We start from the raw sequence: 25,521 nt of genomic DNA, 5'->3' as shown, positions 1-25,521 counted from the left end.
CAACGCCGCTCGCCGTCAGATGAAGCTGGTAGCGGCGCACGTCCTCGAAGCTCGCCGTATCCGGTGATCGCCCGAGAAACGCAGCGAAGTGCTTGACCCTTTGCACGTAGTCGTGTTGGGTTTTGGGCGCAAATTTGCGGATCGTCATGTCTTCGATCATGCGCCGGCGCAACGGGCTTACTGCCTCGTCGGTCATGGGGATGCTCCTGTTTTGAGTGAAGGTTGCGAACCCCTCATCTCAAGACAGGACGCCCCGTTGCGCTATCCTCTTGGCTGTGCCGTCAGCCCCGCCGCCCTATCGCGCGAGCGGTTTAGTCCCATGACCCAAAGCGGACGTCGCATTATGATGTTTGGCCGGAATTTTATAATGTGACCTCCGGAACGGAGATGTGGTTGAATGAGGTCGGTTAAGCTCACAATTGCCCTGATTGCGATTGCTGGTGTGGCCTTCGACGCGGTTTGCCGCGCGGTCGCCGTTGGTTTCTCAGCGCATAGGAGGGATTAGCCGCAGGCGTAATCCGCCGTTGCATCTCAGATAAGATGGCAGATTACGCTCCGCTAATCCCCCACAGGCTAACGTCTTGGCGGACGTGGTTGCGTGGCCATTGGCACCCGATGATGCCGATGTTTAGAGCTTAGCTAGCCTGTCGCGGATTGGATACAGGCTGCTAAAGACCTCCTCGCGGTACGAAGAAGCAGAGCTCAACTCCCGTGTGTCGGTTAATGAACAGCACGGGGGTGTGATAGGGGTATCTTCTTCTTTTATGATGTCGGGTGGAATGATTTTCCACTCACCATCCTTCAGGTATTGCCACTGATCTGAGCGATCTTCGCCAACCCTGAAACGGGTCTTGAATACGTCGCCGTTGTTGCAGCAAGATTTCCAGGGGACGCCAAGTCGCTGCCGAGCAGCCGGGTTCATTTCCTGCTTGTTGAACCACTCGTGGTTCGGCATCGATGGGTCGTGAGCGTCAACTCGAACGGAAAACAACACAAGAAGGCCAAGGATCGTCAGTACGCGACCGAACGCTTTCATGGCAGCCTCCGCTATGGACTGTCACCAAATTTAGCATCCGCGAATCATAAGAACTCTCCGGCGACTAATCAGGCCACATTCAGAGGAAAATGGAATCTCGTTTCTGGAGCGATCTTCTCATTTAAGCAGGACTGTTGTTTTTCTGTTCGTCGTCGACCGCACAAGCGGCTCCGCAAAATTACGGGCCTCCTGAACTTTCTCCGCTGCCAAAGATGCTCATTGCGCGCGGGAACCGCCCAAGCAAAAAAGACGTCCGGCGTTCCGTCTCAGCATCAAGTGAGCGTGAGACGTCAGGTAGTTCACATTTGAAAATCGCGAGTTGATTTAAGGCCATCGCAAACCCGCCTTCGGGAGACGTGTGATGCTCTTGTTCAACACCCAAAGTCATTGGGGGCGAATGGGTACCACCATGGTGGTCGCGCCTCTCGCCCTGCTCGCACTTGCGCTCGCCGTTGTCAGCTACGTGCAATGGTCGTCGAACGCTGCCGTAGCCGAGTTTATGAGTGCGACCGGGTCATCGGCATCTGATCCGAACCATTCCAGCGCCTCCGGGATTCCGCCCCACAACGATCGAACCGGCTGCCCCAAGGGAAAGAGGTCGCTACCAACTCAAGTAATGCCCTTGCAATGATCTAAAGGCCAATTCGATCTCGTGCGTCTACGGCGTGCAGCATCCGCGACGGGACGGATTTCATCCGCGGCCGATAAGCTCGACCGGAGTACGGTAGAGCTCGTGACTGTCTCCGTCGGTGACACGCACGGCACAGCCGGTCGAACACAGCTCGGGCCGAACGATGCGAAGCTCGCTCGCGAGGCTATCAGCTTTATCGATCGCGTTTTCCGTGTTTTCGAGAAACATGCCGCCCTGGTTTTTGAACTCTGCGCCGATGACGAGGTCAAAATTGAAGTATGGCATTACAGCCCCCTGCCGAATTCCAGCGACACGGAATCTAACCTGAGTCTGGTAGGTTCCTTCATTACAACTCTGATTTTGAAATCTAATTGTGGCGGGCTGTTGCGTTTCAGTACCGCGACAGCACCATCGCGTGCACAAAACTCGACGAGATAACCTGCGGATCGTTCGGTTGCAGTTCGTAGGATGGGTGGAGCGAAGCGATACCCATCAATGCCTCCGTTCAAACGGGCGATGGGATTCGCTTCGCGTTCTACCCATCCTACGAAAACGCGCGTCCGCAAACTCGCGGCGAGATGCTCGCGCTTTGCAAAATCATTCGCCCACCGAAGAAGAGGGTACAGACAGGCCGTGGACTAGCACCCGCGTTTCAGAGGTAGACCTGACACGGTCAACCGCAAACGTCGGCTTTCGCTTTAGAGCCAAAAGAAAGGAACCTTGAGACGGAACACCTGCAGTTGTGACCGAGATCATATTGTTCCCTCGACTTCGGGCGCATTGTACCGCCGCTGTTGATATCTCTTGAGGTCCGGATGCACTGCACGACTTGCGCAGCCGAAGTGCCGGAGCAAAGCAAATTTTGTTGGCAGTGCGGAGCGGCGATGATGCGACGCTGCCCGGCCTGCCGTGCGGCAAACCCAGCCCCGAACAAGTTTTGCGTCGACTGCGGGACCAAATTGCGTGTGGATTCTCCCGTGCCGATGGCACGGGACTCGCGCCCGATCGAGCGCCGGCAGCTTACGGTAATGTTTTGTGACCTGGTCGGATCGACTGCGCTCTCCGCGAGGCTCGATCCGGAAGACTTCACCGCAATCATCGCCGGCTACCGGCGCTGCATTACTGAAACGGTTGCCCGTTTCGACGGCTTTGTCGCGCGACATCACGGGGACGGTGCGGTCGTATATTTTGGCTATCCTCAGGCGCATGAAGACGACGCGGAGCGCGCCGTTCAAGCCAGCCTCGCACTGGTGCAGGCGATCGCCGCCTTACCCGCGAAAGAGAAATTGAGCGCGCGCATCGGTATTGCAACGGGCATAGCGATTGTCGGCGATATGTCCGACAGCGCGATTTCCGAAGAGCATGGCATCCTCGGCGACACCCCGAACCTCGCCGCCCGGCTGCAATCGCTCGCACGACCCGGCAGCGTTGTCATCTCGGGTCGCACAAAGACGATCGCGGGACCGCAATTCGAGTATCTCGACCTCGGTAAAGTCGAGATCAAGGGCTTCGCAAAACCAGTCGCGGCCTGGCAAGTCGCCGGCAAGACAACGGTGACCAGCCGATCGCACGCTCTCCAAAGCTGCGAAGTGCTGCCGCTGATCGGTCGTGATGAAGAAATGGAGCTAATTCTGAGCCGATGGAAGCGGGCCAGGCGTGGCGAAGGTCAGGTGGTGCTGCTTTCTGGTGAAGCGGGCATCGGCAAATCACGGCTCACCGTCGCGCTCCTGGAGCAGCTTGCCCGCGAGCCGCACATCCGCCTGCAGTACTTCTGTTCGCCGCAGCATACCGACAGCACGCTCTATCCGGTGATCGGCGAGATGTGGCGCGCCGCCGGCTCCACTCACGATGACAGCCAGCAAACGAAAGCTGACAAACTTGACGCGCTGCTGGCGCAAAGCTCGACGCCTTCAGAGGATGCGGCGCTGTTTGCCGAAATGCTGTCGCTGCCCAGCGATGGACGCTACCCTCCGGTTGAAGTTGAGCCGCAGCTCCGCCGTCAGAAAACGCTGAAAGCGCTTTGTTCGCACATCGAGGCGCTGGCGCGCATCCATCCCGTGCTGATGATTTTCGAAGATGCACATTGGACCGATCCAACCAGCCTCGAATTCTTCGCCCGGGCGGTGGACCTGGCCGAGAGCCACCGGCTCTTGATACTTGTTACTTTCAGGCCGGAATTCAGCCCGCCCTGGATCGGCCGGCCGCACGTGAGTGAGCTGACCCTCAATCGGCTGGCGCCGTGCGACATCCATTCCCTGATCGAGGGAGTCGCCGGGAACCGATCGTTGCCGGTGGACATCCGCCAGGACATCATCGAGCGCACCGACGGCATTCCACTGTTCGCCGAGGAGATGACCAAAGCGGTGTTGGATGCAGAGGGCGAGAGCGATGTGCAGCGGGTCTGCGCAGGGGCACCGACACCTGTCGTGGCGGTGCCGGCGAGCCTGCAGGCTTCGCTAATGTCGCGGCTCGACCGGCTCGGCCCAGCGAAGGACGTCGCGCAAGTCGGCGCGGCGATCGGCCGGGAATTTCCTCACATGTTGCTGGCTGCGGTCGCGCGAAAGCCGGAAGCGGAATTGGATGCCGACCTCAACCGGCTCATTGCGGCGGGTTTGTTGTTTCGAGACGGCGTCCCGCCACATGCGAGCTATCTGTTCAAGCATGCGCTGGTGCAGGACGCAGCCTACAGCACGCTGCTGCGAGAGCCGAGGCGCGCGCTGCACGCGCGTATCGCCGAAATCCTTGGAAGCCAGTTTCCGGAAATAGCCGAGAGCCAACCCGAGTTGCTCGCACGTCACTACACAAAGGCCGACCTGATCGAGAAGTCAGCGCGCCTGTGGGGCAAGGCGGGACTGCGGTCACAGGAGCGCTCGGCGCTGGTCGAAGCGGCAGAGCAGCTTGGCCAGGCGCTGGCGCAAATAGCAACCTTGCCCAGCGCGCCCGACCTGCGGCGCGAACAGATCATCCTGCAAGTCGCGCTCTTGAACACGCTCATGCATGTCAAAGGATATGGCGCTCCCGAAACCAAAGCTGCCGTGGCGCAGGCGAGGGCGTTTATCGAACAAGCGGAACGGCTCGGAGAGCCTCCCGATGACCCTTCGCTGCTCCTTTCCGCCCTGTTTGGCCAGTGGATTGTCAATTTCATCAACTTCAATGGCGACGTTGCGCGCGAGCTCGCAGCGCGGTTTCTGGAGCTTGGCGAGAAGGAGCGAGCGGCGGCCCCGCTCATGATTGGGCACCGTACAATGGCGAGTACGCTTGCGTTGAGGGGAGACCTCGTTGAGGCCAAAGCGCACTACAATGAAGCCCTCGCCCTCTATCGCCCCGCCGAGCACCGGCGATTGATGACGCGATTTGGCCAGGACCTCCGGGTAACGTGCCTGGCCTTTCGTTCAATGGCCTCGTGGCTGCTCGGTTATCCCCAAGCTGCGCTGAACGACGCAGACTGCGCACTAATGGAAGCGCGCCAGATTGATCATGCTGCCACCTTGATGTTTACGCTGAATTTCCCAATCCTTGTGAATACCTACTGCGGGAATTACCACGCGGCAAATGAGCATCTCAAAGAGCTTGTCGCGTTAGCGGAGGAGAAAGGTGCCCCGTTCCGAAAAGCGGAAGGCGTGTTGCGGCGGGGGTATATCCTAACCCTCACGGGAGCCGCGAAAGCCGTCGAGACCGTCACGGCGGGGATTGATTTATGGCGGTCGGCCGGATCGACGATATTTACACCGGAGCACGAGTTCATGTTGGCAATTGCGCACGCGGATTCGGGCCAATTCGATGACGCCTGGCGCTGCATCGGCAACGCAATGACAGCAATGCAGGCAACCAAGGAAAGATGGTGCGAGGCTGAGGTTCATCGCGTTGCCGGCGAAATAGCGCTTAAGTCGCCGCAGCGGGACGAGGCGAAGGCGCAAGCGTATTTCGAGTATTCCCTGACGATTGCGCGAGCGCAGCATGCAAAGTCGTGGGAATTGCGCGCGGCCACCAGCTCGGCGCGGCTCTTGAGCTGTCAGGGCAAACGGAAAATGGCACGTGACCTTCTTGCGCCCGTCTACGAATGGTTCACCGAAGGATTCAACACAAGCGATTTGCGAAAGGCCAAGGCCTTGCTCGCTGAGCTTCGTTGATCGCGTCTTCCGTCATCGCCCTCCTGAGATGCGGCGGATGAGGCGCTGATCCAGCGCGCCGCCAGACGCATTGCAGCGCGGCGTCCTTGCCGTCTGGACACGGGCCGGCCGCATTGTTCAAAATCGCCTGGTGAAGAGCGGAGGCTCCGATGCCGATTATCGATTCCCAGGTCCATGCCTACGAGGCGAACAGTCCGAAGCGGCCCTGGCACAGTGTGCCGAACTGGCCCGATCACGTCACGGGTGACGAGATGGTGGCCGCGATGGACAAGGTCGGCGTTGATGGAGCGATCTTCATCTCCGCCTTTTCGTTATACCGCTATGACGCCAGCTATGCCGTGGAAGTGCAGCGGGCGCATCCCGGCCGGTTTGCCATCGTCAAGCCGGTTGACCCCGATGATCCCGATGTGGCCGATGTCGTCGCGGACTGGAAGAAGACGCCGGGCGCGGTCGGAATCCGCATCATGTTGACGAAGGAGGCGCGGCGTGCGCCTGATGATCCCGGTCTCGACCGGATTGCGCGCGCGGCCGTTCGCTATGATTTTCCGGTCAACCTCCACTGCTGGGACAATCTGGATGCGGGCAGGGCGCTGATCGATCGCCATCCCGACACGCGGTTCATCATCGATCATCTCGGCATCCTGCAGCCACGCGTGCCGCCGGCGGCATCAGAGCCTTTCGAGCCTTGGGCCGACCTTCCGAAGGTGTTGGAACTCGCCAGGCGCCAAAACGCCGTGATCAAGGTCAGCGGCGCGTGCACGCTGTCGCGCGAGCCGTATCCTTATCCGGATATCTGGGACCCGCTTGCGCGCGTGTTCGATGCCTGGGGTTTCGATCGCTGCCTTTGGGGCACGGACTGGACGCGGGCGTTCGCCGTCGTGAACTACGAGCAGGCCGTGGAGCCTTTCCTCAGGAACAGCCGCCTGAGCGATAGCGAGCGGGCCATGCTGATGGGTGGTGCCTGCGTCAAGGCCTACGGCTGGTCACCGAAGAAAGGTTAGCGCCATTGCGGCGATACTGCGTTCAATTCTCGTCCGCGGCGGCTGCCGTTGTAGCGTTGCGTTGAGCCGGGAATAACCACGCCGTCGATGCAGGCCATGCGACCGGCTATCGGCACTGCGGCAGGCATGTTGCCCAAGTTCGCCGCACGACTAATTCTTGGCTCGCAGGATGCTGATTCGAGATTCGTCGACAAAACTCTTGCTGTCCTGATCAGACCGGCGGAACAGGTTGCGTTCGACAACGAGCGAACGGCCACTGGCCGTCTTGGTGCAGCGCTCCTTGAGGAAGATGCCTCCCACTGGCTGCTCTCCTGCACTCGGCTGGCCCTCGGTGCATGCCCAGCCGTCCGAGCCGTAGCGCGATTTGGCCTGTAGCCCCAGGAGAAACGCCTTCTTCCGGATATAGAGACGCGCCTTCGGATCGGTCTCGATCTGCAAACCGGCAACGTGCGCGGTATCGTCGATCAGCAAGGTCAGGATCGCCGGATGACCCGCCACCATCGTTCCGTCCCGGCTGGTCGACGGGTCGTAACCAAATCGGATCGCCCGCGTCCCATTCGCGTCGGCAGGGCAGTCACGCCAGTTTTTCCAGCCCGCCAATGTGCGCTTCGCATCCGCCGCGCAGTAGAAGTCGACGTACCCGGCCTCCGCCAACTCGGCCGCAGCCATTCCGAGGCGAATGTCACGCAGATCGTTGCCGCTGAATTCTTCCGTTCGTGCCGGAGAGCTCGCAAGCGCGACGGCCTGCCAGGCAAGCAGGCTCGCAGCAAGAACTCCCGGCAGCTTCAGTCTGCGCATCACTGGCCCTTCCTGGTGCTGGCGGTCGCATCATCTGGCTTCTGCGCCTGCGTCTTGTAGACGTCGCATACCCGCGAGGTGCTTGAGAAGAAGGTGACGCATTCTGCGTAAGTGGGTTCGCCAGCTCCCTTGATGTGGGCGATCACGTAGTCGGCGACGGCTTCAATATCCTTCGGCCGCAGAAACGTTCCGCCCTCGGGCGGCATCTGTGCCCCCGCATCCTGGCGGTTCATGCCGTGGCATTTCACCTCATCGTAGGCGCCGCGCATAAAGAACGGCATCCCGGTGCCCGGCCGACCGCAGCCGACGATTTCGATGATCTGATCGCGGGTCAGCTCGGTCTTGCGCAGCGACAGCGCATCACCGCCATAACCGCCGCCGCCATTGCCGTGCCATTTGTGGCAGCCCATGCAATTGGCCTTACTGAACACTGCCTTGCCGGCATTGGTCGGATCCGAAGCTGGCGCTTGCGCCGACTGACCGTAAGCAGCGGCTGGCATCGAGAAATTCAGGACGACGACGCTCACGAGCAGCATGCCTGCCGCCGCCGGGAATCTGTTGAAGATCATCATTGCGTCTCTTGTCGCAGAAGCGGGAGGGCCCGCGGGTAGCGGACCCTCGTTTTTGGATGTCAGAGTGCGAATACGTAGAGCATCGATCCCGGCTGTATCTTCTTGAGTTCGGGCGTCGAATCGATAAACCACTTGTCCCAGGCGCCGCCCAGGCCGACCAGAATGGCAACGTATTGTTTGCCATCGACCGTAAAGGTCATCGGCGGTGCGTTGACGCCGCCGCCCGTGTTGAACTCCCAGAGCTTCTGCAATGATTTGGCGTCGAGCGCCATCACTTCGCCGGACGGCTGACCGGAGAAGACGAGGTCGGGAGTCGCAAGGATGCCGCCCAAATTGGGGAACGGCGTTTCCATTTTACCGGCGATCTTGCCGGTGGTCACATCGATCGCAGTCACGCTGCCGGTGATCTTGAACGGCTGGCTCGGGCCGCCGCCGGTCCAGAACTCCCGCGGTTTCAGTTTGTCGGGGGTCATCACGTCAACCTTGATGCGATTGCAGCTCTCGATCACAGGGATGTACCAGAGCTTCAGATCCGGATTGTAGGCCGTCGGCGGCCAGTTCTTGCCGCCCATGTTGCCGGGGCAGATGTCGGTTTCCAGGTTGGTGCGGCTTGGCGTCACGGACGCGATGTAAGTCTGCACGGCCTTGTTCGGGTCATACTCGATCGGCTTGCCGGTCTCCGCGTCGAGCCCTTTGGTCCACGTGACTTTCTTTACGAATGGCAGGCCCCAAACGAACTTGCCGTTGGTGCGATCGATCGCATAGGCGAAGCCGTTGCGGTCCGCCTCGAGTGCGAGCTTCCTCGGACCACTCGGCCCGGGGATATCGACCAGCACGTTTTCTGCCACGCTGTCATAATCGTAGGGGTCGTTTGGCGTGTGCTGATAGTGCCACTTGATCTTGCCGGTGTTGGCGTCAAGGGCCAGCGAGCTGTCCGTGTAAAGGTTGTCGCCCGGCCGATAGGCGTTATCCCAGTCCGGTCCCGGATTGCCGATACCCCAGATTATGGTGTCGCTTGCGGGATCGTAGGTGCCTGTTACCCAGGTCGAACCGCCGCCGGCGGCAGCCGCATTGCTACTGTCTTTCCAGGTTTCGCTGCCGGGCTCGCCCTTGCCCGGGATGGTGTGGGTACGCCAGACCTCCTTCTGGGTCGTGAGGTCGGTGGCGGCGATCCAGCCACGGATACCGTACTCGGCGCCGGCCACGCCGGTGATCGCCATGTTCTTGACGATCAACGGCGCGCCGGTGATCACCTCGCCCTTGTCGGGATCGGCAACAGTGCGCTGCCAGGCGACCTGGCCGGTTTCCTTGTTGGTCGCGATCAGCCGGCCATCAAGCGTATGGGAAATGACGAGATCACCCCACAATGCGACGCCGCGGTTGTCGACGCCGCAGCATGCCACAGCACCAGCCCAGTCACGGTCCGTCTTGGGATCCATCTTCCAGAGCAGCACGCCGCGGCCACCATGCGCATCGATCTTGTAGACTGAACCCCATCCATCGGTGACGTAGAGAAAGCCGTTCTCGGCAATCGGAGTGCCTTCCAGCCCGCCATGGCTCCAGATGCCGCCGCCCTCGATGCCGCCGAGATGCATGGTCCAGGCGACCTTCAGGTTCTTCACGTTATCGCGGTTGATCTCCTTCAGACTGGAGAACCGGTGAGCCGAGTAATTCTGATGATGATGGAGCCAGTTGCCCGGCTCCTTGTCGACATTGAGCAGCCGTTCCTGAGTAACCTGGTCTGCAGCGGAGACTGGCAATGCAGCCATCGTGCCTCCGGCAGTAATTGCAACTGCAAGTAGACGCGCCCCCGTGAAGGTGCTTGAGTGACCTGAGAACCTCTTCATGAGCAGTAATCTCCCTTTGGCAGTTCATGCTGGATTGAGCGTCCGGCACATCCGGGCGTTCAGCTGAGAAGCCTTTTGTTCAGCGAACTCTCCGGTCCGCTGTCGCGATCAGGGCGTTCGTGAAACCTGCACCTCCGTTTCTTTGGTCCCGCCATTCTGGAAAACGACGGCGCATGTAAACGTCTCGCCGTCGGCAAGCTTCTGCCGCGTCTGCAGCAGCATCACGTGATATCCGTCGTGCCTGAGTTCGGTCGTCTTGCTCTGCGGGATTGGAATGGACTTGATCTCGCGCATGGCCGGCGCGCCTTCGCCGCGATCGACCGCGTGCTTTACGGCGAAGTTCGCGAACGGACAGCGGACGCGCAACAGGACGTCGGCTTCGGCCGCATCGTTCCTGATCGTCATCACAAGCGGGAGATCGATCCCGATCTGATCGGACGCGGGCACCCGGGCGTTCGTCACTTGCAGCGCGTCACCTGCCGCGGCGAACCCAGGCGTCAGCCAAAGTCCAACAGCAACCAGTCCAAACACAAGAAACGCAATCCGGCCGCGACAAAGATCTGCGCCATCAGCACCTGATGTCGCTATCGCGGTCATCGGCTATGTCTCGGCCAAAGCGAAATGCCGTAAATGCGCAGTTAGTCGAGGGACACAAGCGAGGAATGCCCAAACGAAACTTTTCGTCTTGCACATTGGCGTGCCTCCCGCGATCGATTTTCTTCTTACTTTCTTGGTGTCCCAAGTTACGCTTCTTGAAGGCACAAATTATCCCAAAATAAGGCGGCCAAAGGGCGTTGCGCTTTTTTCCCATCGATGACTAACAAAAAATGCGCCACCACGTTGTTGTGGGTGCGGCTGAGCCGGCATGCGCCAACAAACATCAACGGTTGAGCAACGGCGGTTCAGCACCGCATAATCTCCACCCACTCGGAGGGAACAGCGATGCAATTCCGGACCTTTGGCCGAACGGAGATGCAGCTCTCGGTGCTGGGCTTCGGCTGCGGCGCGGTGGGCGGATTGATGGTGCGCGGCGATGCGGCCGACCAGGAGCGGACTATCGCGCGGGCGATTGCCGCTGGCGTCAATTACTTCGACACTGCGGTGCAGTATGGCGATGGCGAGTCGGAAAGGAACCTAGGCCGGGTTTTGCAGAAGCTGAAACCGGCCGATGTGGTCGTCGGCACCAAGGTCCGGTTGCCGCCACGCGAGCGTGGCCGCATCGATGAGGCCGTGCGGCTATCGCTCGAAGGCAGCCTGGCGCGGCTGCGGCTTGAGCGGGTCGACATCCTCCATTTGCACAATCCGGTTACCGAGCAGGGCGGTGGGCCGGCGCTAAGCGTGCGGCAGGTGCTCGACGAGGTGGTGCCCGCGTTCGAGCGGCTGCGGCAGCAGGGGAAGATCCGGTTTCTCGGGATCACGGCGCTCGGCGAGACGGCGGCGCTGCATCAGGTGATCGATGCCGGCGTGTTCGATAGCGCGCAGGTCGTCTACAACATGCTCAATCCGTCTGCGGCCGGCGAATTGCCGCAAAACTATCCGGCGCAGGATTATGGACGGCTGTTCCACCATACGGAGGCGGCCGGCGTTGGCGTCGTCGGCATTCGCGTGCTGGCCGGTGGTGCGCTGTCGGGCTCGGCCGAGCGTCATCCGATTGCGGGTGCTGCGCCGGAGCCGATCGGCTCTGCGATGCGCTACGATGCCGATGTCGATCGCGCGCGCCGTCTGATGCCGCTGGTCGAGGAGGGGTTTGCCGCCAGCCTGACGGAGGCCGCGACGCGGTTTGCGCTGTCGCATCCGGCGATGGGCACGATCCTGGTGGGCATGGCGACGCCAGGGCAGTTCGAGGATGCGCTCGCTGCGGTGAAGAAGGGCCCGCTGCCGCAGGCGTCGCTCGATCGGCTGTCGGAACTGCGGCAGGCGTTTGCTGGCGAGGCGCGGTGATGAGATGAGCCCTTGCGAAACTGATCGGTATCGTAACTGCGATTAATGGGTATCGCTTCGCTCCACCCATCCTACGGCCTGTCAGGGATAACCGGCACCGGCAACTTCTACATCGACTACGTCGATGCGTGCGGACGATTTGCGTTGTCGCAGTTCTTCGTAGGAGGTGGCTGCGCTCAGGCAGAACAGCGTCTTTCGTTCTGGGCCACCGAGAGCGCAGGCGAGGGCGCGGCGGCCGGGGACTTCGATGCGCTGCAATTCGCGTCCCGCGGCGTCGAGGCGAATGAAGGCGTCTTCTTCGAAGGCTGCGACCCAGACCGCGCCGTCGCGGTCGAGGCAGATGCCATCGGGAGATTTCATGCGCCCGAAGCGGCCGCGCAGTTTCAAGTCGCCGTTCGGCTCGATGGTGTAGTCGGCGAGGCAGGCGCCATCCATCTCGGCCACGACGAGCCGGCTGTTGTCGGCCGAGACCGCGATGCCATTGGGAAACCGCAGTCCCTCGGCGACGACGCGCGTCGCACCGTCGGGCATCACCAGAATGATGCGGCCGGAAGCGCCGCGGTCGGGCGGCGGCGGCAGGTCGAAGCCAAGGTCGCCGACATAGGCGCGGCCGAGCCCGTCGACGATCATGTCGTCGATCGTGCCGGTCGCGGTCCCCGATAGGCCGGCGTAGAGCGAGAGCGCGCCGTCGCGACAGGCCAGCAGGCGCTTGCGGAACATCGTCAGCACGATCAGCGTGCCGTCCGGCAGCACGCCGAGGCCGCACGGCGTGTCGTCGAATTTCGCGTGCTGCTCGCACTCGCCGGATAGTGAGAGGCTGAGCAGCGTGCGCTCCATGCAGTCGACGAACCAGAGCCGGCCCGCATGCCAGCGCGGGCCTTCGTAGTAACGTCCGCCATCGAGCACGTAGCGCAGCGTCATCGCCTACATCGCCACCACGATCTTGCCGAGGTGCTTGTTGGCTTCCATGTGCGCGAACGCTTTGCTGATCTCGGCGAAGGGATAGACCTTGTCGATCGGCAGTTGCAGCTTTCGCGATTCCACGGCCGGCCAGATGTCTTTGCGGACCTCGTCAAAAATCTCGCGGATTTCCTCGATGGTGCGGGTGCGGAAGGTGACGCCGATGTAATTGATGCGGCGGGCGGCGTGGAGGTCGAAATTGAAGTCGGCGTGGGTGCCGCCGAGCCGGCCGACATTGACGATGCGGCCCTTGACCTTGGTGGCCGCGAGATTCTGGTTGGCGACCTTGCCGGAAACTTGGTCGACGATCAGGTCGACGCCTTCGCCGTTGGTGGCCTTCAGCACCTGATCGACCCAGCCGTGGTCGCTGGAATCGATCGCGAGATCGGCGCCGAATTCTTTCAGGCGGCCGCGGCGCATAGCGTCCGTCGAGGAGCCGATCACGAGTTTGGCGCCCTTGAGCTTTGCGATCTGCATCGCCATCAGGCCGACGCCGGAGCTGGCGCCCTGGATCAAGACGCTCTGGCCCGGCTGCAGCGCGCCTGACGTCACGACCGCATTGTGCATGGTGGCGAGCGCGACCGGGAGGGTGGCGGCTTCCTCGAAATTCATGTTGGAGGGCGCGCGGAACAGCCGGCCGTGGTCGGCGAGCGTATATTCGGCGAACGCTGCGCCGCCGGAGCCCATGATCTTGTCGCCGACGTTGACGCCTTTTGCGTCAGGCCCGAGCTCGGCGACTTCGCCGGCCCATTCCATGCCGAGCACGGTGCCAACGCCGCCGGCCGCGCCATGCACGTGGCCCTTGGTCATGCCGAGATCGGCGCGGTTGAGGCCGCAGGCATGGACCTTGACCAGCACCTGCGTGCCTTTTGGTGAAGGTTTTGCGACGTCTGATATTTCGGCGCCGTTGGCACCGTAGACATAGGCTTTCATGGGCTCTTCTCGTTGTTGGCGGAGACCGCTCTTATTCAGCCGCCTGGCGCTGGGCGCCCGACAACATGCCTTCGAACCGGCTGCGGATGATCGCTTCAGCGTCACGCATGATGCGCGACACCAGTTCGGCGCAGGTCGGGATGTCGTGGATCAGGCCCTGCACCTGGCCGGCCGACCAGATGCCCTCGTCGGCGTCGCCGGTCGCGTAGACCATCTTGCCGCGGGCGCCGGCGACGAGTTCGCGGACGTCCTCGAAATTGGCGCCTTCCTTCTCCATCGCCACCACCTTGGTCGAGATCGCGTTCTTGGCGACGCGCGAGGTGTTGCGCATGGTGCGGAAGATCAATTCGGTCTCGCGCTCGTCATTGGCGACGATGCGTTCCTTCACGAGCTGGTGGATCGGGCTTTCCTTGGTGCACATGAAGCGCGTGCCCATATTGATGCCCTCGGCGCCGAGCGCAAGTGCTGCGACCAGGCCGCGGCCGTCGCCGAAACCGCCGGAGGCGATCATTGGAATTTTGACCTTGTCGGCGGCGGCGGGGATCAGGATCAGGCCGGGCGTGTCGTCCTCGCCGGGATGGCCGGCGCATTCAAAGCCGTCGATCGAGATCGCATCGACCCCCATCCGCTCCGCCGACAGCGCGTGACGGACGCTGGTGCATTTGTGGATGATCTTGATACCGTGCTTCTTGAATTCGGTGACGTGCTCCTGCGGCTTGTTGCCCGCGGTCTCCACGATCTTGATGCCGGCCTCGATGATGGCCTGACGATATTCCGCGTAGGGCGGCGGCTTGATCGCGGGCAGAATGGTGAGGTTCACGCCGAATGGCTTGTCGGTCATGCTGCGGCAGCGCGCGATTTCCTTGGTGAGATCCTCCGGCGTCGGCTGCGTCAGCGCGGTAATCAGGCCAAGCGCGCCGGCGTTGGCGACGGCAGCCACCAGCTCGGCGCGGCCGACCCACTGCATGCCACCCTGCACGATCGGGTGCTCGACGCCAACGAGCTCGGTGAATCGCGTCTTGATCATGTCTGCCCTCTGGTTTCCTGCCGCAGTTTCTGTCGTGCGGAATATTGCACACGCATTGTTCCAGGATTCAGGAAGGAGGATGCCGTCCGGCCTGGCAAAAGTCTACCGGGCAGGGGTGGTGGGCCCATGCGGAAATGCGGGGGGATGTCTCGAATTGGCCCGTCGGCTGTCAATGATCGATCGCGTTTTCGAGCGAAGCGGACACCGGTTCGCGTAAAAGAAAACGCGTCGAAACAAGAGACTAGAACCCCCTTCTGATCAATCAGAACCGATAAGGTTCTCACGTCACTGAGATTGGAACACCTCTCGGCGCGCCGGGTCCGTCCGCCACCATGCTCTCATTCAGTTTCTGATTGACGATCTGGACTGTACGGTCGATTTCGTCATTGGGTACGCCAAGCTGATGCGAAATCAGCTTCACCAGCAGGTCGACGCGCTCGATGGAAGGCGCGCCACCAGCGACCGCTCGGGCCGCCGACGAGGGCTTGAGAAGGCTTTCCGCCGCTTTGGCGTATTTCTCGAAAGGTACCTGATCCGTGGGATCGGCGCCCAGACGCTGCGCGATGGCATCGACATGGTCATAGATCGACTGCGAGAGATTGATATCGCCGTGCACCGCGTCGCGGATCGACCGCGGCTCTTGCGGCGTGATACAGCGGTAATTCCCGGTCAACAGCATCGACCATTTGGCCAGAGGGACGAACATCGAAGCGAACACTTTGAGCTTCACCGGAACGTCCCGGCCATCCAGCTTCACCGCATCGATGTCGGCTTCCAGCTCCCGAAGCAGCAAATTATGTTTCTCATCCGCAAATGACGCCGCCTTGAAGTTTGTCGGCAGGCCGACATGGAGAACATTCGCCGCCTCTTCCGGTGGACGGAAGGCCTGCGGATCAGGGGAGCAGAGCGACACCAGGCCCGGCTCGAACCGTTCCCATACCGCGGCATTGGTATAGGCCTCCTCCAATTCCATTTTCGCCAGCGCCGGGATCCGTTTGAGATAGGGCAAGGGCGGCATGTTCATGATCGAAAGGCAAGGCAGCTTCGCCTCGGCGATTTTGATCATCAGAAGCTGGATCGCATGGTTGGTGTATTGCGGTTCCTGCATGGCAAGACCAACCAGATCATAACGGGAGGGATCGACGTCGGCGGGCACGACCGCGTCCAGGATCCCAAGCAGGTCGCGCGAGAAGATCGGCCGATGGGTCGCCTCGTCGCGCAGCTTGATGCGAACTTCGGTGCCGTCGCGATTGATGAGTTCTGCCGTCTGCTTCCGGCAAACCAGGGTCACGTTGTGACCCGCCATCAAAAGCTTTGTCGCTAGCAATGAGCCATACGAGGCTCCAAGGATCAGAATGTTACGCGCCATGCGTCCTCCCACAGATGATGTTTTCCGGCGCGCCACTACTCCGGCGCAGGTTTGCGAGCGCCTGCTTTGCGACAGGAGTTAAGCCGAATGTTGCGGTGCGATCCCGCCTTGACTGGGAGTGCAAACCAAAAAAAGCCGGCGGAGTTCGAAGCGACCGGTCAGGCCGACGCGGCCAGCTTGAAGGGCGTTGCTTCGTCGTCAAACGCGGTCGAGATATCGCGAATGCTGACGACGCCGATCAGGCTGTAATTGTCGATCACCGGCACGTGGCGGATGTGATGCTTGCTCATGAGGTGACGGACGTGCTCGAGCGTATCCGTCGACGTGCAGGAGACGAGCTGCTGTACCGAAATGAATTGCGAAACGCGCATATTCACGCCGGCTGCGCCATACTGGGCAATCGCGCGAACCACATCGCGCTCGGTGAACATGCCGACCGCCGTGTTGCCTTCGGTGCGTACGACATCCTTGACGACAAGCGCGCTGATATTGCTGGAACGCATCAGTTGTGCGGCAATGGCGACGGTCTCGTTCATGCGGACCGTTGCGACACGGGCGGCTTTCTTGCGCAGGATATCTCCGACTTGCATGGCAACCTCCTTAGGTGAATTGTTGCCTCAAGTCTGGTATACATAATGCCAATTGTCAACACGCGGAACGCGGAATTCTCGCCCGCGAGATCGAGTTAAATAGGCAGTATTGCTGACATTTATGGAAAGGCGCAGTGGCATTCCAACAAGAGTGCGGCCCGGTTTTGTAGGTCTAAAATAGCATCAGGTATACCAGCATCCTGGTCGCCAAAAGAAAACGCGCCCACCCCAGGGGGTGAGCGCGCCTTGGTCTTACCGTGGATCGGTAGGTTAGCTCGCAATCTGCGACTTGGCGACCACCGTCTTGCGCCAGGGTTTTAGCAGCCCGATCGCCAGCAGCGAGGCCAGGATATTCGCGCCGGCCGCGACGATGAACACGCTATCCCAGGTGCCCGATGACTGCTGCATATAGTTCGCCACCGGCACCAACAGCGCCGCGGTGCCCTTTGCCGTGTAGAGCAGGCCGGCATTGGTGGTCGCGAACTTCGCGCCGAACGTATCGGTGCAGGTCGACGGGAAAAGGGAGTAAATTTCACCCCAGGCGAAGAACACAAAACCCGACAGCAGCACGAACCACACGGGATCGTGGCCCAGCATGTAGAGGCCCCAGATGCCGATGCCTTCCATGCCGAACGCGATGAACATGGTGTTCTCGCGGCCGATCATGTCCGAGATCCAGCCGAAGAAGGGGCGGGTCAGGCCATTGAGGACGCGGTCGATGGTGGCCGCGAACGTCACCGCCGTCATCGTGACTGCCATTAGCGTGACCGGCACGCTGTCGACCTTCCAGTCGACCGCGATCGGCTTGAGGTTGGCGGTGACCATCAGTCCGCCAGCGCCGACGATCACGAACATGAAATACATCAGCCAGAAGATCGGCTGACGGATCACCTCGGTCGGCTGATAGTTGCGCCGGCTCTGGATGACGTTGGCGTTCTGCGTCACAGCGGGGACTTGTCCTGTCTTCGGCGAGAACAGAAAGAAAGCGAGGAGCACGATGATGATGCCCTGGCCCAGACCGAAATAGAGGAAGGTGGTCTGGAAGCCGGAATCCTTGATCATCGCCTGGATCGGCGCGACCGTCAGTGCCGAGCCTGCGCCAAAACCGGCGGCAGTAATGCCGGCAGCGAGGCCGCGCTTGTCGGGAAACCATTTCAGCGCGTTGCCGACGCAGGTGCCGTACACGCCACCGGCGCCGATCCCCGCGATGATCATGCCGAGATAGTAGCCGTTGAGCGATGTCGCCTGGGCGTTGATCGCCCATCCGAGGGCGCAGAGGATGCCGCCGACGAGAACGACGATGCGCGGGCCGTATTTATCGACGAACCATCCCTCGACCGGCACCAGCCAGGTCTCGAACAGCACGAACAGCGTAAATGCCCACTGGATCGAAGCGCGATCCCATCCGAATTTCTTCTGGATGTCGGGGACGAAGAAAGTCCAACCATATTGATAATTGGCGATCATCACCATCGCGAGCACGCCGATGGCCAATTGCGTCCAGCGGTAGGTATCGCTGACGCGGGCCGCCACAGGGGCTGCCGCTCCGTGCACTGTGTCCGTCATCTTCCCTCCATAGGCTGTTCTATCAATACCCGACAGCTCAAGAGGCCAGTTTGGTATATGTTATGCCAGTAGACAAGAGGAATCTTGAGCGGCCCACTGCAATTCGTCATCGCGCAAGAATGCTGACAGGAATGCTGCGAGCGCGAAAAAGGGCCGCGCCTGAGGTAGCACGGCCCCTGATTAGAGCAGAAAGATGTTTGATTTTATGGCGATAAACGTCCCCGCTTGCGGCTACGCGCTCGCGCCGCGCAAGCGGGTATAGCCCTGCTGGATCACCGACCAGAACAGCGCAATCAACCCTAAGATCATGATCGTGCTGACCAGCGTGTTGGAAAAGAATATGCCGAGCGAGCCCTGGGATCCCAGCAATGACTGGCGGAAGGCCTCTTCCGCCTTGTCGCCGAGCACGATCGCCAGCACCAGCGGCGCGAGCGGATAATTGCACTTCTTGAGCAGGTAACCGATCACGCCGAACACCAGCATCAGCATCACGTCGAACGTAGAGCTGTGGACCGAATAGGCGCCGATCGCGCACAGCACCAGGATTAACGGCGCGATGATGCTGAAGGGGACGCGCAGGATCGCTGCGAAGATCGGCACGCAGGTCAACACGACGAGCAGGCCGACGATGTTGCCGAGATACATCGAGGCGATCAGGCCCCAGACGAATTCCTTCTGTTCCACGAACAGCATCGGCCCGGGCTGCAGGCCCCAGATCAGCAAGCCGCCGAGCAACACCGCAGCCGTCGGTGAGCCCGGCACGCCGAGGGAAAGCATCGGCAGCAAGGCCGACGTGCCCGCCGCGTGTGCTGCAGTCTCCGGCGCGACCACGCCTTCGATTTCGCCCTTGCCGAAATTGCTGCCGTTCTTCGCCACGCGCTTGGCGATGCCGTAGCTCATGAAGGAAGCCGGCGTGGCGCCGGCCGGCGTAATGCCCATCCAGCAGCCGATCACGCAGGAGCGTAACGAGGTTACCCAGTAGGCGGGTAGCTCCTTCCAGGTCTGCAGCACCACGCGCAGATTAATCTTGGCAGTGCCGCCGCGGAAGGCGAGCCCTTCCTCCATCGTCAGCAGGATCTCGCCGATGCCGAACAGCCCGATCACGGCGATGAGGAAGTCGAAACCGTTCAGCAGTTCAGTGAAGCCGAACGTCAGACGCAACTGCCCGGTGATGGAATCGAGACCTACCGCGGCCAGCGCAAAGCCGACCATCATTGCTGCAATGGTCTTGAACGGCGGCTCCTTGCTCAGTCCGACGAAACTGCAAAACGCCAGAAAATAGACCGCGAATTTCTCCGCCGGCCCGAATTGCAGCGCAAAGCTTGCCACCAGCGGCGCGACCAGCGTGATCATCGCGACCGCAAACAGCGCGCCGACGAACGACGAGGTAAAGGCGGCGGTCAATGCCTCGCCGGCTTTGCCCTTCTGCGCCATCGGGTAACCGTCGAATGTCGTCGCCACCGACCACGGTTCGCCCGGTATGTTGAAGAGGATCGAGGTGATGGCTCCGCCGAACAGCGCGCCCCAGTAGATACAGGACAGCATGATGATGGCCGAGGTCGGCGGCATGCTGAAGGTCAGCGGCAGCAGGATCGCCACGCCATTGGCGCCGCCCAGTCCCGGCAGCACGCCGATGATGACGCCGAGCACGATGCCGACGAGCATCACCATGACGTTGAAGGGCTGCAGCGCGACCGCAAAGCCGTGAAACAGATTGACGAGTTCTTCCATCCCGGTGATCCCCAGCGCGCGACGACGTTACAGACCGAGCCACTCTTCGACCGGCCCCTTGGGAAGCGGGACCAGAAACCAGCGCTCGAAAATGAAATAGGTGACGACGGGCATGCCCAGGGCGACCGCCACAACAGTGATCCAAGGATATTTGCCGAGCCATCGCATGAACCATCCGATGAAGATGATCGAGGCGAGATACAGGCCCGTGAACGGCATGGCGCCGACATAGATCGCGGTCGGAATGATGACGCTCATGACCTGGCGAAGTTGTCCCCATTCCGCGAACAGCCCGTCATTGTCTTCGCGCAACCCGTTCCACAGATTTATCGCGCTGGAAACGACGATGAAGATGCCGATGTAGAAGGGAAAGAACCCGGCGCGCGGACCTTCCGCGCCCCAGTTGATGCCGGCCTTCAAGCTGCCGACGATAACGATCACACCGAAGAGAGCGATCAAGAGTGCGATTGCCGCTTCCACCAGCTTGTGAGCCGGGCCGGCATTACTCGAGCTGCCTGTTGTCATAGAAACTCCATGCGAAACCGGGCCCGCGGCCCTAGTGCGAGATGACTATTCTTCGAACCGTCATCCCGCTCTATCTCTTTGATTTGAGCATGATCTCTTCGGAAAACCGGGGCCCAGTTTTCCGGATCATGCTTGAGAGACCCGGCGTCCGCGTTGCAGTCCTGGCTGGGTCAAATCGTTCTTCCCGATCAATTGCCCGCCGAGGCGAGGAAACCGGCATCCTTCATCAGAGCCTCGTGACGCTTCTCCTCGGCCTCGACCCACTTGGCATAGTCAGCACCGGTGAGGAAGGTCGTGTTGAATGCGCCGCTCTTCATGAAGTCCTGCCATTCGGGCGTGGCACGGACCTTCTTGAACAGCTCGACGTAGTACTCGACCTGGTCCTTGGTCGCCCGAGGCGACATGAAGATGCCGCGCAGCATCAGATATTCAATGTCGAGACCCTGCGACTTGCAGGTGGGAATATCTTTCCAGCTCTTGCCGTCCGCGATCTGCTCGTCATAGGCCATCGGCTGCGCATCGAACACGCAGAGCGGACGCACCTTGCCACCGCGCCATTGCGCGACCGCCTCGATCGGATTGTTGACGGTCGAATCGACGTGGTTGCCGACCAGTTGGACGGCGACTTCGCCGCCGCCCTTGTAGGGAATGTAGGTGAACTTGCTGCCGGTGGCCTTTTCGACGGCGACCGTAATGATCTGGTCTTCCTGCTTCGAGCCGGTACCGCCCATCTTCATCGAGCCGGAGGGCGCAGCTTTCACCGCCTCGATATATTCTTTTGCCGTCTTGTACGGCTTGTCGGCGTTCACCCAGAGCACGAACTCATCGAGCGCCAGCATCGCTACCGGCGTCAGATCCTTCCAGTTGAATGGGATGCCGGTGGCGAGCGGGGTGGTGAAGAGGTTGGAGAGCGTGATGATAATCTTGTGCGGATTTCCACCTGACGTCTTGAGGTCGAGGAAACCTTCGCCGCCGGCGCCGCCCGACTTGTTGATGACGACCAGCGGCTGCTTCATCAGATTGTGCTTGGTGACGATGCCCTGGATCGTTCGCGCCATCTGGTCGGCGCCGCCGCCGGTGCCGGCAGGAACGATGAACTCGACGGGCCGCACGGGCTCCCACGCGGCGGTCGCAGGAACGGAAATCCCGACCGCGCATAAGGCAGCAATTGCGCCCAACGCCGTTTGTGCTGTGTGCTTCATTTGTTTCACTCCCATCTCTTTATGGTTGCGCCGGTCTTTGCCAGCTTCTTTTTGTTGTATTCAATGCCGCGGTGGCTGTCTCCTCCGAACGCCCATCAGTTTGAATTGTAAGAGGGGTCCGTCGGCGCGGCACCCGCTCCTTTCGGCCAATCGTGGATTTGCAATACGCAGCAAAGGGAAGTCACAGGACGCACCCCTGTTCCATAGCCGATCGGGCTGCTTGTCCCCGTGAAGCAAGGCCGTCCCCCAACACGCTGTTATTTGATCGGTGCGTGGTGGAGGCATTTTTGTATGCGATATGCCAGGACGCAAACCATTATTGCCGCGGATTGGCGTTCGGGCTGATTTGTCGCAGACATGGTAAAAACCAGTGGCCGGCTGCAAACAAAAAATGGCCCCGGAAAACCGGGGCCATTTGCTCAAACCATCGAAAAATGAGGCCGTTTATCTGAGCGCGTCTGGGCGGAAAGCCCTCTGTTTTCAGGCTCAGAGGCCGAAATGGGGGAGGTCGCCGTTGCGGATCGCAATGCGGCTGCTGGCGGTCAGCAGACGGTCGATGGAGGCCATCAGGCGGCCGAACAGGGTACTGGAAGGCAGGAGGCCGATCGATGCAGTCTTGGACATGTGTGTCCCCTTTTTCTTGCTGCGGAACCATTCCGCTTCGTGATCTAGGGACAGATTATGTATACCAGATACCAGCTACAACAGGCTTGTTTGCATAGCAGCAATTGGTCTGTTGCATTGCAGCAAAATTAACCAAGGTGACATTCCAGATGGAAAAAGGCCGCCGGAAACCGGCGGCCTTTGCATTCTGGGTACAACGGAGCTTACTCCGCCGCCTGCTTCCGCGGTGGATCGAGGGCGCCTGAATCGTGGATCTCCGCGACCTGGTGATCACTGTAGCCGAGAACCTGGCGCAGGGTCTCGTTGGTGTGCTCGCCGAGCAGTGGCGACCTCGTCACCTCGCTCGGTGAGTCCGACAGCTTGATCGGATTGCCGACCGAGATGTACTTGCCGCGGGTCGGATGATCGACCTCGACCACGGTGCCGGTCGCGCGCAGCGACTGGTCTTCGGCGATCTCCTTCATCGACAGGATCGGGCCGCACGGGATGTCGTCCTTGTTGAGGATTTCCATCGCCTCGAATTTTGTCTTGGTCATCTTGCCTGTTGTGCGTAACGCGGACGAGCGCAGCCCCTGCGATGGCTCAGGCGAGGGGAAGGCGGGCAGCTATCACTACTCTGCGGACCTAAGTCCGAATCCGAAGTCCCGTATCACGCCGGTAAGAAAGAAACCGTCGGTGCAAAGAGGACGAGTTCGGGCGGGAGCCACCATTATTTTGGTGGACCGAATCCGAAGTGCCCCATCACATAGGGCCCAAGAAGGATTGATTGGAATGCTCCACCGCCGCGCAACCGATTCCAGCGAGGCGGAGGTTGAACCATTCTCACGGGATTATGAGGGGAACGTAGCCCGTAGACCTGCATTTACGTCGCCGAGGCAGTCCGCTTTGGCACCAAACGAGGAAACACCCATGAAGAAAACCGTTCGCGTCTTGGGAGTGACGATATCTGCTCTCGTGTTGGCATATGGCACCGTCGGTGCGATGGCACAGCCCCAGTCAGACCAACAGGCTCAATCCCATAGCATGGATCAGGAAGAGGGCGGTACGACGGGGCAAGGTGGTATGGGGCAAGGCGGTATGATGTGTGGAGGCATGATGGGTCGCGGCATGATGGGTCGCGGCATGATGGGTGGCGGCATGATGGGTGGCCACATGGGGTCTCCGATGATGTTCCGCATGATGTTCGCTCTGATGGACGACGGCGACGGGCAAATCTCATTGCAGGAGTTTCAGGCGGCCCATGAGAGAATTTTCAAAGCGATGGATAGCAATAAGGACGGCCAAGTGACGCAGGACGAGATGCAAGCCTTTATGCACGGGCGGTCCAGGAGATCGGCCTCGCAGCAGTAGCGCGATCTTTCCCGTCAGCGAATGATGCCATGGCTCGGAACGGCCCCTTATTCCGCAAAGCGTCGTATGTCCCACAAAAGAGCGGCCGCTGGAGCGCCGAATATTGCGCCATTTGCCGACGTAAAGCTGCCAGTCCTTCAAAGGGCTAACGATACGAGCAGTGGGCCAAGTCTGTGGGGGCGTCTGTTGCGGGTCCACGCAAATCAACCAATAGCTGAACAACATTCAGAAACTATCCGTACCGCATCTTCGATGCGACCTCCCCGCGAGCGGGAGAGGTGAAGCGGGTGGCCGCCGTACCGATTCAACCTGACTTCTCTCGCCCTAACAAAAAGGCCGCCGAAACCGGCGGCCTTTCGTGCTGTTCGGATGCGTCGTTACTCGGCCGCTTGCTTCCGCGGCGGGTCGAGGGCGCCGGAGTCGTGGATCTCGGCGACTTGGTGGTCGGAGAAACCGAGAACCTGGCGCAGAATCTCGTCGGTGTGCTCGCCGAGCAGCGGCGACCTCGTCACCTCGCTCGGTGAGTCCGACAGCTTGATTGGATTGCCGACTGAAATGTACTTGCCGCGGGTCGGGTGATCGACCTCGACCACGGTGCCGGTCGCGCGCAGCGACTGGTCTTCGGCGATCTCCTTCATCGACAGGATCGGGCCGCACGGGATGTCGTCCTTGTTGAGGATTTCCATCGCCTCGAATTTTGTCTTGGTCATCGTCCACTGTTCGATGCGGGCGAAGATTTCGTTCAGCCGCGGCAGGCGGGCCGCCGGCTTGGCGTAATCGGGATGAGTCTTCCAGCCGGGTTCGCCGATCACGTCGCAGATCTTCTCCCAGACCGGGGCCTGGGTGATGAAATAGATGTAGGCGTTCGGATCGGTCTCCCAGCCCTTGCACTTCAGGATGCGGCCCGGCTGACCACCACCGGAATCGTTGCCGGCGCGCGGCACGGCATCGCCGAACGGAATGCCTTCGCCGTACTGGCTGTATTCCTTCAACGGGCCATGCGCGAGGCGCTGCTGGTCGCGCAGTTTGACGCGCGCGAGATTCAGCACGCCATCCTGCATCGCTGCGGTGACTTTTTGTCCCCGGCCGGTCATCGTGCGCTGGTAAAGTGCGGCGACGATGCCGAGCGCGAGATGCAGGCCGGTGCCGCTGTCGCCGATCTGCGCGCCGGTGACGAGCGGCAGCCCGTCGCGGAAGCCGGTGGTCGAGGCCGCGCCGCCGGTGCACTGCGCGACGTTTTCGTACACTTTGCAGTCTTCATACGGGCCGGGGCCAAATCCCTTGATCGAGGCGACGATCATCTTCGGGTTGATGCTGTTGATCTTCTCCCAGGGAAAGCCCATGCGGTCGAGCACGCCGGGGCCGAAGTTTTCCACCAGCACGTCGCAACTCTTGATCAACGCGGTGAGGACTTCCTTGCCCTTCGGGTTCTTGGTGTCGAGCGTGATCGAACGCTTGTTGTGGTTCAGCATGGTGAAATACAGGCTGTCCACATTGGGAATGTCCTGCAACTGGCCGCGGGTGATGTCGCCGACGCCGGGTCGCTCGACCTTGATCACGTCGGCGCCGAACCAGGCCAGCAATTGCGTGCAGGTCGGACCCGACTGGACGTGGGTGAAATCGAGAATGCGAACGCCCGTAAGCGCCTTTGTCATCGTCTTTGCTCCGTACTGTGTCTGTCTGCCCTG

22 protein-coding genes and 2 pseudogenes are annotated in these 25,521 nt (G+C 60.8%); 5 read left to right on the top strand and 19 right to left on the bottom strand.

What is annotated here, in order from left to right:
* From HCN58_RS07115 to HCN58_RS07105, 3 genes are all read right to left on the bottom strand, one after another.
* Positions 1-196: phage integrase N-terminal SAM-like domain-containing protein (locus HCN58_RS07115; RefSeq protein WP_171578611.1), on the bottom strand; the 196-nt coding region annotated here is incomplete at its 3' end.
* A 432-nt stretch (positions 197-628) separates the two neighbouring features.
* On the bottom strand, positions 629-1,036 hold the full coding sequence (locus HCN58_RS07110) for a hypothetical protein (protein ID WP_171578610.1): 408 nt from the start codon (positions 1,034-1,036) through the stop codon (positions 629-631).
* Between the two features lie 691 nt (positions 1,037-1,727).
* Positions 1,728-1,952 (bottom strand): hypothetical protein, encoded by a 225-nt coding sequence (locus HCN58_RS07105; RefSeq protein ID WP_171578609.1) that lies wholly within the window; start codon positions 1,950-1,952, stop codon positions 1,728-1,730.
* A gap of 530 nt (positions 1,953-2,482) precedes the next feature.
* On the opposite strand from HCN58_RS07105, the pseudogene HCN58_RS37380 reads away from it, so the two are divergent.
* The 3 genes and pseudogenes from HCN58_RS37380 to HCN58_RS07095 all read left to right on the top strand — a co-directional run.
* A pseudogene (locus HCN58_RS37380) lies at positions 2,483-2,608 on the top strand (double zinc ribbon domain-containing protein); the annotation flags it as partial.
* 42 nt (positions 2,609-2,650) lie between these two features.
* A complete protein-coding gene (locus tag HCN58_RS07100) occupies positions 2,651-5,797 on the top strand; it encodes an AAA family ATPase (protein ID WP_235983481.1) in 3,147 nt (1,048 codons plus the stop codon).
* A 149-nt stretch (positions 5,798-5,946) separates the two neighbouring features.
* Positions 5,947-6,798 (top strand): amidohydrolase family protein, encoded by an 852-nt coding sequence (locus HCN58_RS07095; RefSeq protein ID WP_171578607.1) that lies wholly within the window; start codon positions 5,947-5,949, stop codon positions 6,796-6,798.
* Between the two features lie 150 nt (positions 6,799-6,948).
* Here the strand turns inward: HCN58_RS07095 and HCN58_RS07090 are convergent, their stop codons facing one another.
* The 4 genes from HCN58_RS07090 to HCN58_RS07075 form a co-directional block, all read right to left on the bottom strand.
* Positions 6,949-7,596, bottom strand: coding sequence for a hypothetical protein (locus tag HCN58_RS07090; protein ID WP_171578606.1), 648 nt, complete (start codon positions 7,594-7,596; stop codon positions 6,949-6,951).
* Complete coding sequence (locus HCN58_RS07085; protein ID WP_171578670.1) at positions 7,596-8,096, bottom strand: c-type cytochrome; 501 nt, start codon at positions 8,094-8,096, stop codon at positions 7,596-7,598. Before HCN58_RS07085 ends, HCN58_RS07090 begins: the two co-directional genes overlap by 1 nt.
* Positions 8,097-8,227: 131 nt before the next feature.
* Positions 8,228-9,937, bottom strand: coding sequence for a PQQ-dependent dehydrogenase, methanol/ethanol family (locus HCN58_RS07080; RefSeq protein ID WP_171578605.1), 1,710 nt, complete (start codon positions 9,935-9,937; stop codon positions 8,228-8,230).
* A gap of 186 nt (positions 9,938-10,123) precedes the next feature.
* Positions 10,124-10,612: a copper chaperone PCu(A)C gene (locus HCN58_RS07075; protein ID WP_171578604.1), complete on the bottom strand. Its 489-nt coding sequence runs from the start codon at positions 10,610-10,612 to the stop codon at positions 10,124-10,126.
* A 345-nt stretch (positions 10,613-10,957) separates the two neighbouring features.
* Between HCN58_RS07075 and HCN58_RS07070 the strand changes: the two genes are divergently transcribed.
* Complete coding sequence (locus tag HCN58_RS07070; RefSeq protein ID WP_171578603.1) at positions 10,958-11,956, top strand: aldo/keto reductase; 999 nt, start codon at positions 10,958-10,960, stop codon at positions 11,954-11,956.
* Between the two features lie 81 nt (positions 11,957-12,037).
* On the opposite strand, the gene HCN58_RS07065 is transcribed toward HCN58_RS07070, so the two are convergent.
* The 11 genes and pseudogenes from HCN58_RS07065 to HCN58_RS07015 form a co-directional block, all read right to left on the bottom strand.
* A complete protein-coding gene (locus HCN58_RS07065) occupies positions 12,038-12,877 on the bottom strand; it encodes an SMP-30/gluconolactonase/LRE family protein (RefSeq protein ID WP_171578602.1) in 840 nt (279 codons plus the stop codon).
* Between the two features lie 3 nt (positions 12,878-12,880).
* The gene (locus HCN58_RS07060) at positions 12,881-13,849 is read right to left on the bottom strand and encodes a zinc-binding dehydrogenase (protein WP_171578601.1); all 969 of its coding nucleotides are present in this window, start codon (positions 13,847-13,849) and stop codon (positions 12,881-12,883) included.
* 31 nt (positions 13,850-13,880) lie between these two features.
* Complete coding sequence (locus HCN58_RS07055; protein WP_171578600.1) at positions 13,881-14,876, bottom strand: NAD(P)H-dependent flavin oxidoreductase; 996 nt, start codon at positions 14,874-14,876, stop codon at positions 13,881-13,883.
* A 280-nt stretch (positions 14,877-15,156) separates the two neighbouring features.
* Entirely contained in the window at positions 15,157-16,245 is a 1,089-nt protein-coding gene (locus tag HCN58_RS07050) for a ketopantoate reductase family protein (RefSeq protein WP_171578599.1), read from the bottom strand.
* A gap of 158 nt (positions 16,246-16,403) precedes the next feature.
* On the bottom strand, positions 16,404-16,835 hold the full coding sequence (locus HCN58_RS07045; RefSeq protein WP_171578598.1) for a CBS domain-containing protein: 432 nt from the start codon (positions 16,833-16,835) through the stop codon (positions 16,404-16,406).
* Between the two features lie 270 nt (positions 16,836-17,105).
* Positions 17,106-18,401, bottom strand: a complete 1,296-nt coding sequence (gene oxlT / locus HCN58_RS07040) for an oxalate/formate MFS antiporter (RefSeq protein ID WP_171578597.1) — start codon at positions 18,399-18,401, stop codon at positions 17,106-17,108.
* Positions 18,402-18,632: 231 nt separating this feature from the next.
* A complete protein-coding gene (locus HCN58_RS07035) occupies positions 18,633-20,132 on the bottom strand; it encodes a tripartite tricarboxylate transporter permease (protein ID WP_171578596.1) in 1,500 nt (499 codons plus the stop codon).
* A gap of 27 nt (positions 20,133-20,159) precedes the next feature.
* Positions 20,160-20,657: a tripartite tricarboxylate transporter TctB family protein gene (locus HCN58_RS07030; protein ID WP_171578595.1), complete on the bottom strand. Its 498-nt coding sequence runs from the start codon at positions 20,655-20,657 to the stop codon at positions 20,160-20,162.
* A 188-nt stretch (positions 20,658-20,845) separates the two neighbouring features.
* The gene (locus HCN58_RS07025; RefSeq protein ID WP_171578594.1) at positions 20,846-21,859 is read right to left on the bottom strand and encodes a Bug family tripartite tricarboxylate transporter substrate binding protein; all 1,014 of its coding nucleotides are present in this window, start codon (positions 21,857-21,859) and stop codon (positions 20,846-20,848) included.
* Positions 21,860-22,345: 486 nt separating this feature from the next.
* Entirely contained in the window at positions 22,346-22,483 is a 138-nt protein-coding gene (locus HCN58_RS07020) for a hypothetical protein (protein WP_171578593.1), read from the bottom strand.
* 203 nt (positions 22,484-22,686) lie between these two features.
* Positions 22,687-23,019, bottom strand: a pseudogene (locus HCN58_RS07015) (CoA transferase); the annotation flags it as partial.
* A 373-nt stretch (positions 23,020-23,392) separates the two neighbouring features.
* On the opposite strand from HCN58_RS07015, the gene HCN58_RS07010 reads away from it, so the two are divergent.
* On the top strand, positions 23,393-23,833 hold the full coding sequence (locus HCN58_RS07010) for an EF-hand domain-containing protein (RefSeq protein WP_171578592.1): 441 nt from the start codon (positions 23,393-23,395) through the stop codon (positions 23,831-23,833).
* Positions 23,834-24,210: 377 nt separating this feature from the next.
* On the opposite strand, the gene frc is transcribed toward HCN58_RS07010, so the two are convergent.
* Positions 24,211-25,488: a formyl-CoA transferase gene (frc, locus tag HCN58_RS07005; RefSeq protein ID WP_171578591.1), complete on the bottom strand. Its 1,278-nt coding sequence runs from the start codon at positions 25,486-25,488 to the stop codon at positions 24,211-24,213.
* Positions 25,489-25,521 lie beyond the last annotated feature (33 nt).

Origin of the sequence: Bradyrhizobium australiense (genome assembly GCF_013114825.1) — a bacterium.
Lineage (GTDB): Bacteria > Pseudomonadota > Alphaproteobacteria > Rhizobiales > Xanthobacteraceae > Bradyrhizobium > Bradyrhizobium australiense.
The sequence above is the reverse complement of the archived record's forward strand: the minus strand, read 5'-3'. Positions and strand labels throughout refer to the sequence as shown.

What these genes read in the sequence shown, in the direction of transcription:
- HCN58_RS07085 (WP_171578670.1), bottom strand. Translation starts at nt 8,096, where the DNA reads ATGCCAGCCGCTGCTTACGGTCAGTCGGCGCAAGCGCCAGCTTCGGAT.
- HCN58_RS07020 (WP_171578593.1), bottom strand. Translation starts at nt 22,483, where the DNA reads ATGTCCAAGACTGCATCGATCGGCCTCCTGCCTTCCAGTACCCTGTTC.
- HCN58_RS07105 (WP_171578609.1), bottom strand. Translation starts at nt 1,952, where the DNA reads ATGCCATACTTCAATTTTGACCTCGTCATCGGCGCAGAGTTCAAAAAC.
- HCN58_RS07050 (WP_171578599.1), bottom strand. Translation starts at nt 16,245, where the DNA reads ATGGCGCGTAACATTCTGATCCTTGGAGCCTCGTATGGCTCATTGCTA.
- HCN58_RS07100 (WP_235983481.1), top strand. Translation starts at nt 2,651, where the DNA reads ATGGCACGGGACTCGCGCCCGATCGAGCGCCGGCAGCTTACGGTAATG.
- HCN58_RS07095 (WP_171578607.1), top strand. Translation starts at nt 5,947, where the DNA reads ATGCCGATTATCGATTCCCAGGTCCATGCCTACGAGGCGAACAGTCCG.
- HCN58_RS07060 (WP_171578601.1), bottom strand. Translation starts at nt 13,849, where the DNA reads ATGAAAGCCTATGTCTACGGTGCCAACGGCGCCGAAATATCAGACGTC.
- HCN58_RS07055 (WP_171578600.1), bottom strand. Translation starts at nt 14,876, where the DNA reads ATGATCAAGACGCGATTCACCGAGCTCGTTGGCGTCGAGCACCCGATC.
- HCN58_RS07035 (WP_171578596.1), bottom strand. Translation starts at nt 20,132, where the DNA reads ATGGAAGAACTCGTCAATCTGTTTCACGGCTTTGCGGTCGCGCTGCAG.
- oxlT (WP_171578597.1), bottom strand. Translation starts at nt 18,401, where the DNA reads ATGACGGACACAGTGCACGGAGCGGCAGCCCCTGTGGCGGCCCGCGTC.
- HCN58_RS07030 (WP_171578595.1), bottom strand. Translation starts at nt 20,657, where the DNA reads ATGACAACAGGCAGCTCGAGTAATGCCGGCCCGGCTCACAAGCTGGTG.
- HCN58_RS07090 (WP_171578606.1), bottom strand. Translation starts at nt 7,596, where the DNA reads ATGCGCAGACTGAAGCTGCCGGGAGTTCTTGCTGCGAGCCTGCTTGCC.
- HCN58_RS07110 (WP_171578610.1), bottom strand. Translation starts at nt 1,036, where the DNA reads ATGAAAGCGTTCGGTCGCGTACTGACGATCCTTGGCCTTCTTGTGTTG.
- HCN58_RS07070 (WP_171578603.1), top strand. Translation starts at nt 10,958, where the DNA reads ATGCAATTCCGGACCTTTGGCCGAACGGAGATGCAGCTCTCGGTGCTG.
- frc (WP_171578591.1), bottom strand. Translation starts at nt 25,488, where the DNA reads ATGACAAAGGCGCTTACGGGCGTTCGCATTCTCGATTTCACCCACGTC.
- HCN58_RS07075 (WP_171578604.1), bottom strand. Translation starts at nt 10,612, where the DNA reads ATGACCGCGATAGCGACATCAGGTGCTGATGGCGCAGATCTTTGTCGC.
- HCN58_RS07065 (WP_171578602.1), bottom strand. Translation starts at nt 12,877, where the DNA reads ATGACGCTGCGCTACGTGCTCGATGGCGGACGTTACTACGAAGGCCCG.
- HCN58_RS07025 (WP_171578594.1), bottom strand. Translation starts at nt 21,859, where the DNA reads ATGAAGCACACAGCACAAACGGCGTTGGGCGCAATTGCTGCCTTATGC.
- HCN58_RS07010 (WP_171578592.1), top strand. Translation starts at nt 23,393, where the DNA reads ATGAAGAAAACCGTTCGCGTCTTGGGAGTGACGATATCTGCTCTCGTG.
- HCN58_RS07080 (WP_171578605.1), bottom strand. Translation starts at nt 9,937, where the DNA reads ATGGCTGCATTGCCAGTCTCCGCTGCAGACCAGGTTACTCAGGAACGG.
- HCN58_RS07045 (WP_171578598.1), bottom strand. Translation starts at nt 16,835, where the DNA reads ATGCAAGTCGGAGATATCCTGCGCAAGAAAGCCGCCCGTGTCGCAACG.